Below are 13874 nucleotides of genomic sequence, written 5' to 3'. Positions count from 1 at the left end.
TCGGGCCGCCTCGGCGAGGGGATGATCCGCCACCGCGCCATCCGCTCAGCGTCGCACTGTCAACTCAACACCGCACCACCACCTCGGGGACGTCTGTCCTCGTAGGCCACTCAACGTTTCACCACATCAGGAGGTCAGGAATGAATCGCACCGTCATCGCAGGGTTCCTGCTCACTCTTGCCTCCGCGTTCTTCTTCGCAGTGTCGGGGCCGATCGCGAAGACGATGTACGCAATCGGGTGGACGCCGGGGGCGGTGGTGCTCATCCGCTTGGCCGGCTCCGCGGTCCTGCTGCTCATCCCCACCCTCATCGCTCTGCGCGGACGCTGGGGCGAAGTGCTCACGCACTGGCGCACCGTCGTCACCTACGGCCTGGTCTCGATGGCCGGCGTCCAGGGGTTCTACTTCGTCGCCGTCGAACACCTCACCGTGGCTGTGGCGCTGCTGCTGGAGATGACCGCGCCGATGCTCATCGTCTTCTGGATCTGGGCGCGAACGCGGACCCGGCCGGCGACCGTGACATTCATCGGGGTCGTCGTCTCGATGATCGGGCTCCTGCTCGTGCTCAACCTGCGCGGATCGTCGATCAGCATCTTCGGCGTGGTCATGGCGATGGCTGCCGCGGTCTGCCTGGCCAGCTACTTCCTTGTCTCAGCGAAGGACACGATCACGATCCCACCGGTCGCGCTGACCGGTCTGGGCATGGGCATCGGGGCGCTGGCGATGTCGGCCATCGTGCTCGCCGGCATCATGCCGTGGAACGCGGTGACGGCGGACGTCGACTTCGGCGGGGTGTCGATGTCGTGGGTCGTGCCGATGGCGATGATCGTCGTCTTCACGGTCGGCGCCTACATCACCGGGATCCTCGGTCTGCGCTATGTCGGGGCGACGGTCGGATCGTTCGTCAACCTCGTCGAGGTCCCGTTCTCCGTCATCGTCGCCTGGCTGGTCCTCTTCGAGATGCCCGCCCCGATCCAGCTCTTCGGCGGAGTCTTCATCCTCGGCGGCGTCGGCTTCATCAAGTGGGGCGAGTCCCGCCTGGCCCGCCGCGTCGCCCGCCGCGAGGTGGTCGCCAAGTCCGAACCCTCCCTCATCACCACGTAATTACTACCTGACGGGGGCCCAGCAACCTGGCGCCAGGTTGCTGGGCCCCCGTCAGGTAGCTCGAAGACATCTGCGATGTTAAGAGATGTTGATAGGTTGACCACATGGGCCATATCGAGATCAACGATGTCTCCTACACCCTCGCCGACGGCAGGCCTCTGCTCGGATCGGTGTCGTTTCGCGTCGGGGACGGGGCCAAATCCGCGCTCATCGGAGCCAACGGTGCCGGCAAAACCACCCTCCTGAGGATCCTCACCGGTGAGCTCGTCCCTGATGAGGGAGCTGTTTCGCATACCGGCAGCATCGGATTGATGCGTCAGTTCATCTCCGCCGATACCGTCGCCGAGGCGCTCGAGGAACTGGCTCCGAAGCCGATCCGTCGTGCGGCGGCGAATCTGCGTCGGGCCGAAGAGAAGCTGCTCGGACCCGAGAGCGAGTCGACGGCTGTGCAGATGGCCTACGCCACGGCGATCAACGATTGGTCGGACGTGGGCGGATACGACGCCGAGGTGCTGTGGGACACTTGCACCACCTCGGCGCTGGGAATGTCGTACGACCGCTGCCGGGACCGTAAGATCACCACCCTGTCGGGAGGGGAGCAGAAGAAACTCGTGCTCGAAGCGCTCCTGCGCGGACCCGATGACATCCTCATCCTCGACGAGCCCGACAACTTCCTCGATGTCCCGGGAAAGCGGTGGCTCGAAGCCGAGATCAAGGACACGGACAAGAGCGTCCTCTTCGTGTCCCACGATCGTGAGCTGCTTGCACAGGCGGCCACGCAGATCATCACCGTCGAGCTCTCCGCGGCGGGGAACACAGCATGGGTGCACCCGGGCGGATTCGGCACCTACCACGCGGCCCGGTCGGACCGGTTCGAACGGCTCGAGGAGCTGCGCAGGCGATGGGACGAGGAGCACGCGAAGCTGCGGTCGCTGGTGCAGATGTACAAGCAGAAGGCCGCTTACAACTCGGACATGACTTCGCGGTACCGGGCCGCGCAGACTCGTCTCGAGCGTTTCGAGACCGCCGGCCCGCCCGAAGCCATTCCGCGTGAACAGAACCTCGGAATGCGTCTGCGCGGTGGACGCACGGGCAAGATCGCGATCGTCGCCGATGAGCTCGAACTCACCGACCTCATGCTGCCGTTCGACCTCGAAGTCCACTACGGGGATCGGATCGCCGTACTCGGATCGAACGGTTCGGGAAAGTCCCACTTTCTGAGACTGCTCGCAGCCGGCGGCAGCGACCCCGAACCCGAGCACCGCCCGGTCTCTGACATCGACATCGCACCCGTCGCCCACGACGGAACAGTGCGACTCGGAGCCCGCGTGCGCCCCGGCTGGTTCGCGCAGACGCACGGCCGCCCGGATCTGCGCGGGCGGACCCTGCTCGACATCCTCCACCGCGGGGACGAACATCGAGCAGGCCTGCCGCGAGAACCGGCTTCGCGGGCACTTGCCCGCTACGAGCTGGCCGGTGCTGCAGAACAGTCCTTCGATTCGCTCTCGGGCGGACAGCAGGCGCGCTTTCAGATCCTGCTGCTCGAGCTCGCGGGCGCAACCCTTCTGCTGCTCGACGAACCCACCGACAACCTCGACCTCGTCTCCGCTGAGGCATTGCAGACTGCGCTGCAATCGTTCGATGGGACGGTATTGGCAGTCACTCACGACCGCTGGTTCGCTCGTGACTTCGACAGGTTCCTCGTCTTCGGGGCCGACGGCGAAGTCTATGAGTCGACAACACCGGTCTGGGACGAAGGCCGAGTGGTTCGCGACCGGAGGTGAGTCTCCCCGAACTACCTGACGGCTGTGAGTCTTGGTAGTGGCTGGTCTGGGACCGGCTGGCAGAGTAGGTGCTGGCCTCTCCACCCCGTGATCGTGACTCAACCTGGCGGTGACCCACCCCCTTTTGGTGGTGTCTTCGGGCCGATTTGTCCGATCACATGGGTGGTGCGGCCGGCACCGACTCGGCCCACCTCGGTAACTTGATCAGAAGGCTGTCCGCCCCTTGCCGGGGCGTGACTCATCACAGTGTTGTTCCGAAGTGACCTCATCCCGGACCGGTACCGGCCGCAAGCGGCCGCACAACCTATCGGTCAAACAGGGAGCTTCGAACCGCTATGTCCATTGTCGCGCACTTATACAACTTCTTCATCGGCGTCGATACACACGCCAGAAAACACGTCTACACGATCATCACCAACACCGGCATCCTCGTGGCTACCGGCAGCTTCCCGACATCTCGGGCCGGCATCAAACGGGCCCTGACCTGGGCAGGCCGGTGGACGAAAGGTGACCTCGACACCCTGTGGGTCGTGGAAGGAACCGCATCCTACGGGGCGGTGCTGACCGGTCATATCGCCACGACCGAATACCCCGTGGTCGAAGCTGGGCGCATGGATGCCAAAGCCCGGTACGGCGTGGGTAAGAGCGATGAGCTCGACTCCTACCGGATCGCGAAGTCCGTGCTGGCGCTACACACCGACCAGCTGCGGTGGCCACGCCAAGGCGAAGGAGTCCGCCAGGGCCTGCGCGTGCTGTTGGCAGCCCGGGACGCGATGACCACCGAACGGACCCGGATGATCAACTCCCTGACCGCGTTGGTGCGCACTGTCGCTCTGGGAATTGATGCCCGTAACTCGTTGACCGATGCCCAGTTCGTCGAGATCTCGAAGTGGCGGTCGAGGAAGGAAGACATCGGCCTGGCCACGTCCCGGGACGAAGCGGTCCGTTTAGCTCAACGCGTCCTCGATCTTGATGACGATCTGCAGGACAACCATGACAAGCTCGCTGAACTTGTTGAGGCCAGTCCGGCGGCAGTCTTGCTGGCCGAACCCGGGATCGGTACGTTCACTGCCGCGGTGTTCTTCACCGCCTGGTCGCATCCGGGACGAGTCCGTAACGCGGCTGCGTTCGCAGCCCTGGCAGGGGCGAATCCGATCCCTGCTTCGTCGGGCAACACGCAACGACACCGGTTGAACAGGGGTGGGGATCGGCAGTTGAACCGGGCCCTGCACACGGTGATCACGAACCGGATGATCCACGATGAGAGAACCAGGGATTATGTTGCCCAGCGCTTTGGTGAGGACCCGACGAAGAAGTCGAAGAGGGAACTCAAGCGCAAGCTCAAATGGTATCTCGCGCGTCGAGTTTTCAAGATTCTCAACGGGCTAGAAACAATTCCCACGCCGGCTTGACAGACATAGAAGGATCGGCCCAGCCACCTCGCGCGAGGTTGCTGGGCCCCCGTCAGGTAGCAATTGAGGGGAGAGTCAGCGGACTTCGATGCTGTAGCTGTAGCCCTGTTCGGTGAGGAAGCGGCGGCGCTGAGCCGCGAAATGCTCATCGACGGTATCGGCGGCGACGACCGTGTAGAACGTGGCCGAACCCTTGTCTTCCTTCGGACGCAGGATCCGTCCGAGGCGCTGAGCCTCCTCCTGCCGGGACCCGAACGCTCCGGAGACCTGGATCGCCACCGAGGCGGCCGGCAGATCCACTGAGAAGTTCGCGACCTTCGAGACGACGAGCACCGGAATCTCCCCGGACCGGAACTCGCGGAAGAGCTCCTGGCGCACCGATTCCGGGGTCTGCCCGGTGAGCACGGGCGCACCGAGTTCGGCTCCGATCTCCTCGAGCTGGTCGAGGTACTGACCGATGACGAGGATTTGGGCATCAGGATGATCGGCGACGAGCTCGGAGACGATCGGCAGCTTCGCATCCGATGTCGCGGCCAACCGGTACCGGTCCTCCCCGTCGGCGCGGGCATACGCGGTTCGGGTTCCGCCGTCGAGCCGGACGCGGACCTCATGGCAGGCCGCCGAGGCGATATAGCCGAGTCGTTCGAGCTCCTTCCACGGCACCTCGTACTGCTTGGGTCCGATGAGGGAGAACACCTCGTCTTCGCGTCCGTCCTCACGGACCAGCGTCGCGGTCAGGCCGAGGCGACGGCGAGCCTGCAGACTTGCGGTCAGCCGGAAGATCGGCGCCGGCAGCAGGTGCACCTCGTCGTAGATGACCAGGCCCCAGTCCTTGGCATCGAGGAGCTCGAGGTGGAGATACGAGCCCTTCCTCCGGGTGGTGAGCACCTGGTAGGTGGCGATGGTGATCGGGCGGATCTCCTTCGTCGATCCCGAATATTCGCCGACCTCGTCTTCGGTCAGGGTGGTGCGGCGCAGGATCTCGTCCTTCCACTGTTTGGCCGAGACCGAGTTCGTCACGAGGATGAGCGTCGTCGTCTGCACCCGAGACATGGTGGCCACACCGACGACCGTCTTCCCCGCACCACACGGCAGAACGACGACCCCGGACTCACCGGACAGCGACTGGTCGATCGCCTGCTTCTGATAGTCGCGCAGATGCCACTGCCCGCCGTGGGCATCATCGGACAGGGAGATCTCGTGGGCTTCGCCGTCAACGTAGCCGGCGTGGTCGGAGACCGGGTGGCCCAGCTGCAGCAGGGCGTGTTTGAGTTCGCCGCGCTCGGAGGGGTGGACGAGGACGGATTCGGCATCGATGCGTTTGCCGAACTTGCCGACGAGGTCGGGCTGACCGACGAGCTCATCGAGCAGTCCCGTCTCCGTCGAGGTCAGGGTCAAGCCGTGGATCGGGTGGTCGATGAGGGTGAGGACACCGAAGCGGTCCATGATGTCGACGATGTCGACGAGGAGCTCATGCGGGACCGGGTACTTCGCGAATTCGAGGAGCACATCGACGACGGATTCGGCATCATGGCCGCTGGCGCGAGCGTTCCACAGCCCCAGCGGAGTGATCTCATAGGTGTGGATGTACTCCGGGGTCCGTGACAGCTGCGCAAACGGGGCGATCGCCACGGCCGCCTCGACGGCCAGAGGATGTCCCGATTCCAGCAGCACAGTCCGATCGGACTGCACGATCAACGGACCATTCATTCAATACTTCCCTTCCCGAAGTGTGATGACACCAGAGGACACAACACGTCCATCACCTCGATTGTTCCCGCTCCGAGCTACCTGACGGGGCCCTGATACCTCGCGCCAGGTTGCTGGGCCCCCGTCAGGTAGCAATTAGGGGGAGGGGTCGACGGAGACGATGCGGGCGACGGACAGGGAAGCCTCGGCGCCGGTGGTCGTCACCGCTCCGCGGACGCGGCCGGCGTTGAGGGTGGCCGGCAGCATCTCGATCGTCCGTTCCTTGCCGTGGGAATCCGCGATCCGGATGAGCACGCGACGCTTCTCCTCCGCCGCTTCCCGCAGCCGATCCATATGCCCTAAAGGCTCATCCGTGCTCACCTGGGCGGTCGCCGCCGGTGCGGACCGCAGGATCCGAATATATTCGCCGAGGTGGCCGTCGCTGACCCGGGGACGTCGCCTCACGCTGACCTCGGGTTCCGATTCGGTGATCACCCGACGTTTGCGCACCGGTCCGGCCGCCGAATGCAGCAGAGCATGATGATCCCCGGCCTCGAGCAGATGCATCGTCCGCTCCGGGCCCAGCTGGGCGATCGCCACGGTCGGGGCCAGACGTTCGAGACCGGCCGGCATCATCGCCTGATCGGAGAGGATGACATCGAGGTCGACCGGGTCGTCGACGATGAGCACCGCCCGGGCCCCTGCCACCCGCACCCGGCGCAGCTTCGAGGCCGTGTTCTGCACGAGGAATTCCAAGGTCGACGGCAGCTCTTCGGCACTGATGCCTGCAAGTTCGGCCAAGGCCTCCTCCGGGGTGGTCCCGGACTGCATGGTGTCTTCGATGGTCTCGGCGTCGATGCGATAGACGGTGCCCTGGCCGCGTGCCTCGACGACGGCATACTTGCGCAGAATACGGTGGACCCGTGGTTCGATCGGGCCGGTGGCCACGGCGGTGAGATCGGACTGGATGAGCACTGTGTCGACCTCGGCCCCCAGCCCCTCGGTGACCGCGGCGATGACATCGCCGGGCACTGTCAGGGCATCGGCGGAGACACCCAACGGCAGGATCGAGGGGTCCTGCTCGGCATGCTCGGCCATCACCCGATCCAGTCCGGCGGCCAGACGGAGTCCGAACCGGCTCGGACCGAAATGATCCGGCTCCTGCAGCGGAGTCGTCGCCAACCCGAAACTCACACAGGTGTGGAGAACGGCCTCGGTCATCGCGAATTCGTGCGCCGGCAGCAGCGGATGCCGACGCAGCACCTCGGCATGGATCCACCCGGCCGACCGTGCCGACCCCAGACCGATGTCATGGAGGACGGAGAGCACGGCGAAGCGCAGCAGCGGCATCGCCGGCACCGACAGCCCGTAGCCCTTGAACAGGGACTTCTTCGGAGCAGCGAGCACCGTGAGGCGTTCGTTCTCGCTCGCCCCCGCCGCCAGCTGCGTGACGTCGAGCAGATCGCGCAGCCACGCCCCGATCAGCGCCGCCCACAGTTCGGCACGATCGCCGGCGAGGGCGGAATCGGCATCGTCGGCGGCTGTCCACTGCGGATCGAGCGCATCGTCGAGGATGCCGATGAGGTGCAGCGATTTCGCCGCCTGCAGCAGGGTGATCGTCTGCTCAAGACCCAGTTCGAGGGTGCGGGCGAGTCGGGAGACGTCCCGTTTCGAGATGCCGCCGCTGGTCAGCCGGGAGATCGGGGAGGCGGCGAGCTCATCGACGAGGCCGCGCAGAGATGAGATGACCTCGGCCACGGCGGCCTGTTCGCTGTTGTGGATGAGCGGCTGACCGATCGCGGCCGTGCTCGAATCGATCGATGAGGGGTCGATCTGCCAGGGATAGGCTCGGGCGGATTCGGCCGCCGAGGTGGGCAGCAGAGTGATGGCCTCGGACTGGATCTTCCACACGCCCCCAACCGCAGACCCAGCAGACCCGCCAGACCCCGCAGATCCACCAGACCCACCCGCATCGGCATCCCCACCGGCAGGCCATGCCAGGCCGAGGTCGCGCAGTCGGGGCAGGGCCTCCTCGGCGAGGGCGGGATCGATATGCGGATTGCCGGTGATCTTGATCTCCGGCGTCGTCCGGGCCGCCTTGGCCAAGGCGATGAAGACCTCGAGCGACTGCGCATCGAGAGCTTCGATGCCGCGGGAGACCCCGATGCGCGAGGACGCGGCCGCGGCCAGGGCCGCCATCGTCGGGGACTCGGGTTGGAGGAGGTCGCGTCGAGTCCGGACGAAGGACTCGAAGTCGGCATCTGCACTGTGGGACAGCCACTGGCTGAAGGTCATTGACATCGCAGATCAGTCTATCGCGAGGGGTACAATGGAGGCGCAGAGAAGGATCAGAGATCGGACGGAAGGACGCGCATTGTCAGCCACTCGAGTCGACACGACCATCGTCGTCGCCGCGGTTGCCGCCGCAGCCATCGGGGCGCTCGGCCTCATCGGCGTCCTCGGCCAGGCCTGGATGGGACTCACGCCCAGTCCGCTGCTGACCTACCTGCCCATGATCCTCGTGCCCATCGCCGTCATCCTCGCCTGCGTGGCCATGATCCGAGCCGCCATCCGACGCAGACAGACCGGGGTGGGCCACCGCTGAAACCATCACTCATGCCTCACCCCGCAGGTTCGGGTACGGGCATGAGCCCCACCCGCACAGTGTGATCGAATGGTGCGGATCCCCACCTCGCCGAGGCGGCCGACCACCCAATCGCGTACGCCCCCGTGATCTCCCGCCGCGGACAAGGTGCTCACCGCCACCCTGCACGTGACCTCCACGGACAGGTGAGAGCCAGGGATCACAGCGCCGATGCGATGCCCTCGGTCCCGCAGTCGGCATGGTCTGACTGACGGCGATGAGGGCACACGAGCACTGCGACCACACCACCCGACCTGCTTGCCGGCCGCGGAATCCGACTCCGCAGCCGACCGACACACAGCCCGCACCTGCGGGCACCGTACGATCAGCCCGCTTCAACGGGTACGAACAGACAGAAAGGACATCATGCCCACCGGACGCGTGAAATGGTTCGATGCCGACAAGGGCTTCGGCTTCGTCATCGCCGAGGACGGCTCGCAGGCCTTCCTCCATTCCTCCGTGCTGCCCGAGGGAGTCGAAGTCACCAAGGGCACCCGGCTCGAATACGATGTCGTCGATTCCCGCCGCGGAGCGCAGGTGCTCAAGGCCCGCCCGATCACCACTCCCGGCAAAGTCGCCAAGGCCCGCCGACGTCCGGCCGTGGACATGGCAGTTATGGTTGAAGATGTCATCAAAGTTTTGGATGACCTCAACAACGGACTGCAGCACGGCCGTTACCCGGACCCCACCCATGGGAACAAGGTCGCCAGCCTGCTGCGGGCGATTGCCGACGATTTGGAGTCCTGATGTCATCACTGTTCAGTGATTGGCTGGCCCGGCAGACCGCCGCGCCCGCCGAGAACGACGCCGAACAGACCACCGAGGCGGCCCCGGGCAGCGATGTGCCGACCGCTGCGGGCGAATCGACCGCCGCTGGAAGTGCGGTCGCCGCGGATTCCGGCACGGCCGCCTCGGCGAAGGCATCGAAGACCGGTCGTCCGCGATCGGGCACGGAGAAGGTCGTCCTCGACACCCAGCTGGCCGCGGCGATCGACATCGCCCGCACCGCCATCACCGAGGTGGCCGGCACTGCCGTCGTCGGCGAACACCTGGGCACGGTGGCCGAGGCGACCCGCCTGGTCACCCACTACTTCGTGTGCACCGACCCGACCTACCGCGGTTGGCGGTGGGTGGCCGTGCTCGCCCGCGCTCCGCGTGCGAAGAAGGTCACGGTCTGCGAAACCGCGCTGCTGCCCGGGCCCGATGCTCTCGTCGCCCCTGAGTGGGTGCCGTGGGAGGAACGGCTCGAACCCGGCGATATGGGCCCGCGCGACACCCTGCCGAAGCTCGACCAGGATCCGAACCTGCAGCCGGGCTTCCAGCAGACCGAGGACAATTCGGCGGACAACGTCGACCAGATCCAGAACTTCGAATTCGGTCTCGGTCGTGAACGCGTGCTCTCCTCCGACGGGCTGAGCGCGGCTGCGAGCCGGTGGTCGGAATCGGATGCCGGACCCGACAGCGAGTTCGCCTCACGCGCGGCCGGGCACTGCGGCAGCTGCGGCTACCTCATGCCGATAGCCGGATCGCTGCGCCAGAAGTTCGGGGTCTGCGCCAATGCGTGGTCGCCGTTCGACGGCCGCGTGGTCGGACTCGAATCCGGGTGCGGTGCGCATTCGGAGACCGATGTGAGACGGCCGAACAACGAGCCTGCTGAAGCGGTCGTCGACGACTACTCCGGCGAGCTCGAGTTCCAGGAGGGCTGAACCACTCGATGTCCCAGATGTTCCGGTCGCTGTCGGAGCCGAACTACCGGCACTGGTTCGCCGGTGCCCTGATCTCCAACACCGGGACATGGATGCAGCGCACGGCGCAGGACTGGATCGTCCTGACCATGCTCACGGACAACAACGCTTCGGCGTTGGGTCTCACCATGGCGCTGCAGCTGGGACCGCAGCTGATCATGTTCCCGTTCGCGGGAAACCTCGTCGACAAGTTCGACAAACGGCGTCTGCTCATGGTCACTCAGGCGCTGCTGGGCTTCATCGGACTCGTCCTCTTCGTCCTCACCATCACCGACGTCATCGTCCTCTGGCACGTCTACGTGCTCGCGTTTACGCTCGGGATGCTCACGACCCTGGACAACCCGGCCAGGCAGGCCTTCGTCTCCGAACTCGTCGGTGAGAAGCTGCTGCCGAATGCCGTCAGCCTCAACTCGGCGTCCTTCAACGGCGCCCGCATGATCGGTCCGGCCGTGGCCGGTGTGCTCACCGCTGTCATCGGGCCCGGTCCCGTCTTCCTCATCAGCGGACTCGGCTTCGCGGCGACGCTCACCGTGCTCCTCCGGCTCGACAAGTCGAATCTGCATCCTTCCGGTCGGCGCGGCAAGGGCGGAGTCCTCGGCGGACTGAAGTATCTGCGCAGACGCCCGGACATCACGGTCGTGCTCGTCGTGCTGTTCATCGTCGCGACCTTCGGATTCAACTTCAACATCTACACGGCGACGATGGCGAAGATCGAATTCGGCAAGGACGCCAGCGGCTTCGGTCTGCTCAACTCCGTCATGGCCATCGGGTCGGTGACCGGGGCGCTCGCCTCGGCCAGGCGGGAGAAGCCCCGCCTGCGCTTCATCTTCGGCGCCGCCGGCGGATTTGGTGTGGCCGTCGGCGTGGCATCGCTGATGCCCAACTACTATCTCTTCGCCGCCTCGCTGATGTTCGTCGGCTTCGCATCGCTGACGATGATGACCTCGGCGAACGCCTATGTGCAGACGACCACCGCGCCGAACTACCGCGGCCGAGTCATGGCCATCTACGCGGCCGTCGTCATGGGCGGCACCCCGATCGGGGCACCCCTGGCCGGCTGGGTCGCCGATGCCTTCGGACCGCGGATGGCGCTCGTCGTCGGAGCCGCCTCGGGGATCATCGCCTTCGCCGTGGGCCTGCTGTGGATGATCATGGCCAAGGACTTGCGCCTCCACCGGGATCCGAAGTCGCGGATCCGGCTGCACATGAGCTATCAGGGCAGGCCGCCGGGCGGCAGCGGACACTGACGGGTTCGAGCGGGCGGGGCAACTGTCCGCAGGTGGGAGTTCGACCTCGGGCGGTGTCGGGCGGAAGCCGGCACTCTGCGGGGGTTGGCACTCGGCGGGCCCGGAGGTTCGTGTCATAGAATTTCGATCGACCGCCTCGGCGAGGGATTCGAGGGTCGAGCAATGGAAACGGACGGACTGTGACAACTGACATCATCACCTCGGTGCTCGTCGGCCTGGCGATCCTCGTCGGCTGCCTGGGCATCATCGTGCCGGTGCTGCCCGGGTCGATCCTCATCGCCATCGCGGTTCTCACCTGGGCGATCATCATCGGCGGACCGACCGCGTGGATCATCTTCGCCATCGTCGCCGTGTTCGTCGCGGCCGGGATGAGTGCCTCGCTCGTGCTCACGGGCCGCAAACTCAAGTCCATGCAGGTGCCGAACTCCTCGGTGCTGCTGGGCGGGGTGCTCGCCGTCATCGGCTTCTTCGTCATTCCGGTGCTGGGCCTGCCGATCGGCTTCGTCGCCGGCCTCTACCTCGCCGAGTATTCCCGCCTCAAGGACGGAAAGACGGCGTGGAACTCCAGCTGGGAGTCGATCAAGGCGATCGGCCTCGGTGCGGGCATCGAGTTCATCCTCGCGATGCTCGCCGGCATCACCTTCGGCATCGGCGTGCTCATCCACTTCTTCGCCTGAGGCTCGCAAGCATCCGTCACCGTTAGGGCTTAATTGCATCGTTGCAGTGGGGTGTTTTGTCGCGAAGGGTGAGGGATGCCCCAAGTTCCGCCCGTGGCGCATGCATCCGTCACCGGTAGCGGCAATACGTCCTCGGAGTGGCTTCTCCTACCGCGGCAAACGCATCCGACGCACTGAGTGCCATAACACCCCTTTGCAACGGGTCGTTATGGCACTGAGTGGAGGAGTTGCGCGGCCGAGGTGCTGGCGGCCGACACTGGAAACTTGCGTATGCGTTGCGTCCGCAGCCGCCGGTCGCGGCTCTGCGCTACTTGAGGGCGTCGATGACGAAGTCGATGCAGGCAAGCAGTGCCCGCACATCGTCGGGGTCGACGGAGACGAAGGTCGCGATGCGCAGCTGGTTGCGGCCGAGCTTGCGGTAGGGCTCCACGTCGACGACGCCATTGGCCCGCAACACCTTGGCCACAGCAGCAGCATTCACCGACTCATCGAAATCGACGGTGGCCACGACCGACGAACGATCCGCAGCGTCTGCAACATAGGGGTGGGCCGCCTCGGCGGAATCCGCCCAGTCGTAGACGAGCCCGGAGGACTCAGCGGTCCGTTCGGCTGCCCAGGACAGACCGCCGTTGCCGTTGATCCACTCGATCTGTTCGGCGAGCAGCAGCAGGGTTGCGACGGCCGGAGTGTTGTAGGTCTGGTCCTTGGCCGAGTTCTCGATCGCGGTGACGAGGTCGAGCGAGGTCGGGATCCAGCGTCCGGAGTCCTTGATCTCCTGCGCGCGGGCGATCGCGCGCGGCGACATGATCGACACCCACAGTCCGCCGTCGGAGCCCATGTTCTTCTGCGGGGCGAAGTAGTAGACGTCGGTCTCGGCGATGTCGACAGCCAGTCCGCCGGCACCTGAGGTGGCATCGATGACGACGAGGGCATCCTCGGCGATCCCGGTCGGACGTGCGATCCGAGTGGCCACACCGGTCGAGGTCTCATTGTGGGGCCAGGCGAAGACGTCGGCGGCGGACTCTCCGGTGGCCGCCTCGGCGGGGGAGTCCACGAGACCAGCGGCAGCCAGGGCCTCCGGTGTCGGGATCGCAGCGGTGCCAGGTTCGGCGCCCAGGACGAGGGACGACTTCAGGTGCGGAGCGGTGTCGGTGGCCTTCGCGAACTTCTGTCCGAACTCGCCGAAGGTCGCGTGGGCGGCCCGTTCGCGGACGAGGCCGAAGGCCGCGATGTCCCAGAACACGGTGGACCCGCCGTTGCCGAGCACCACTTCGTAGCCCTCGGGCAGGCTGAACAGCTCGGCCAGTCCGGAGCGGATGCGGCCGACTAGGTTCTTCACCGGAGCCTGGCGGTGGCTGGTGCCGAGCACCTCGGTCGCGGCCGAGGTCAGCGCCTCGATCTGGGCGGGGCGGATGCGGGCCGGGCCGGACCCGAAGCGTCCGTCGGCGGGCAGGAGGTTCTTCGGGATCTCAATATTCGTCGCAGTCACGCTCGACATTCTACGGCGGGCCCGCCCGGCGCCTGGCACCGGTCCGTCATGTGACGGACGTGCCGTCTCGACATTCCGAGTCTC

11 protein-coding genes are annotated in these 13874 nt (G+C 65.8%); 8 read left to right on the top strand and 3 right to left on the bottom strand.

The genetic code is table 11. The features are described from left to right. Window positions 1-140 precede the first annotated feature (140 nt). From ACVZTU_RS14745 to ACVZTU_RS14735, 3 genes are all read left to right on the top strand, one after another. Complete coding sequence (locus ACVZTU_RS14745; RefSeq protein WP_262778116.1) at window positions 141-1103, top strand: EamA family transporter; 963 nt, start codon at window positions 141-143, stop codon at window positions 1101-1103. A gap of 104 nt (window positions 1104-1207) precedes the next feature. After that, window positions 1208-2887, top strand: coding sequence for an ABC-F family ATP-binding cassette domain-containing protein (locus ACVZTU_RS14740; RefSeq protein WP_482400720.1), 1680 nt, complete (start codon window positions 1208-1210; stop codon window positions 2885-2887). 335 nt (window positions 2888-3222) lie between these two features. After that, window positions 3223-4299 carry an IS110 family RNA-guided transposase gene (locus tag ACVZTU_RS14735; protein ID WP_139470449.1) on the top strand — a complete coding sequence of 359 codons (1077 nt, stop codon included), beginning with the start codon at window positions 3223-3225 and terminating at the stop codon, window positions 4297-4299. A 75-nt stretch (window positions 4300-4374) separates the two neighbouring features. On the opposite strand, the gene ACVZTU_RS14730 is transcribed toward ACVZTU_RS14735, so the two are convergent. Further along, window positions 4375-6009: a DNA repair helicase XPB gene (locus ACVZTU_RS14730; protein WP_137211323.1), complete on the bottom strand. Its 1635-nt coding sequence runs from the start codon at window positions 6007-6009 to the stop codon at window positions 4375-4377. Between the two features lie 135 nt (window positions 6010-6144). Further along, complete coding sequence (locus ACVZTU_RS14725; protein WP_482400719.1) at window positions 6145-8289, bottom strand: helicase-associated domain-containing protein; 2145 nt, start codon at window positions 8287-8289, stop codon at window positions 6145-6147. Window positions 8290-8362: 73 nt separating this feature from the next. Here ACVZTU_RS14725 and ACVZTU_RS14720 point away from each other — a divergent pair, with 73 nt between their 5' ends. From ACVZTU_RS14720 to ACVZTU_RS14700, 5 genes are all read left to right on the top strand, one after another. Further along, window positions 8363-8593 carry a hypothetical protein gene (locus tag ACVZTU_RS14720; RefSeq protein ID WP_101543627.1) on the top strand — a complete coding sequence of 77 codons (231 nt, stop codon included), beginning with the start codon at window positions 8363-8365 and terminating at the stop codon, window positions 8591-8593. 405 nt (window positions 8594-8998) lie between these two features. After that, entirely contained in the window at window positions 8999-9379 is a 381-nt protein-coding gene (locus ACVZTU_RS14715) for a cold-shock protein (RefSeq protein WP_101543626.1), read from the top strand. Further along, window positions 9379-10338: a DUF3027 domain-containing protein gene (locus tag ACVZTU_RS14710; protein ID WP_482400718.1), complete on the top strand. Its 960-nt coding sequence runs from the start codon at window positions 9379-9381 to the stop codon at window positions 10336-10338. The genes ACVZTU_RS14715 and ACVZTU_RS14710 overlap by 1 nt, the downstream gene beginning before the upstream one ends. Window positions 10339-10346: 8 nt before the next feature. Beyond that, window positions 10347-11624 carry an MFS transporter gene (locus ACVZTU_RS14705; protein ID WP_482400717.1) on the top strand — a complete coding sequence of 426 codons (1278 nt, stop codon included), beginning with the start codon at window positions 10347-10349 and terminating at the stop codon, window positions 11622-11624. 179 nt (window positions 11625-11803) lie between these two features. Beyond that, complete coding sequence (locus tag ACVZTU_RS14700; RefSeq protein WP_139468166.1) at window positions 11804-12301, top strand: DUF456 domain-containing protein; 498 nt, start codon at window positions 11804-11806, stop codon at window positions 12299-12301. A gap of 307 nt (window positions 12302-12608) precedes the next feature. On the opposite strand, the gene serC is transcribed toward ACVZTU_RS14700, so the two are convergent. Beyond that, window positions 12609-13790: a phosphoserine transaminase gene (gene serC, locus ACVZTU_RS14695; RefSeq protein ID WP_139468167.1), complete on the bottom strand. Its 1182-nt coding sequence runs from the start codon at window positions 13788-13790 to the stop codon at window positions 12609-12611. Window positions 13791-13874 lie beyond the last annotated feature (84 nt).

The organism is Brevibacterium sp. OS20 (genome assembly GCF_056837565.1).
Note: the sequence above shows the minus strand (reverse complement) of the source record. Positions and strands in the feature narration are given on the sequence as shown.

Coding starts and splice junctions, on each gene's coding strand:
- ACVZTU_RS14745 (WP_262778116.1), top strand. CDS start 141: ATGAATCGCACCGTCATCGCAGGGTTCCTGCTCACTCTTGCCTCCGCG.
- ACVZTU_RS14740 (WP_482400720.1), top strand. CDS start 1,208: ATGGGCCATATCGAGATCAACGATGTCTCCTACACCCTCGCCGACGGC.
- ACVZTU_RS14735 (WP_139470449.1), top strand. CDS start 3,223: ATGTCCATTGTCGCGCACTTATACAACTTCTTCATCGGCGTCGATACA.
- ACVZTU_RS14730 (WP_137211323.1), bottom strand. CDS start 6,009: ATGAATGGTCCGTTGATCGTGCAGTCCGATCGGACTGTGCTGCTGGAA.
- ACVZTU_RS14725 (WP_482400719.1), bottom strand. CDS start 8,289: ATGTCAATGACCTTCAGCCAGTGGCTGTCCCACAGTGCAGATGCCGAC.
- ACVZTU_RS14715 (WP_101543626.1), top strand. CDS start 8,999: ATGCCCACCGGACGCGTGAAATGGTTCGATGCCGACAAGGGCTTCGGC.
- ACVZTU_RS14710 (WP_482400718.1), top strand. CDS start 9,379: ATGTCATCACTGTTCAGTGATTGGCTGGCCCGGCAGACCGCCGCGCCC.
- ACVZTU_RS14705 (WP_482400717.1), top strand. CDS start 10,347: ATGTCCCAGATGTTCCGGTCGCTGTCGGAGCCGAACTACCGGCACTGG.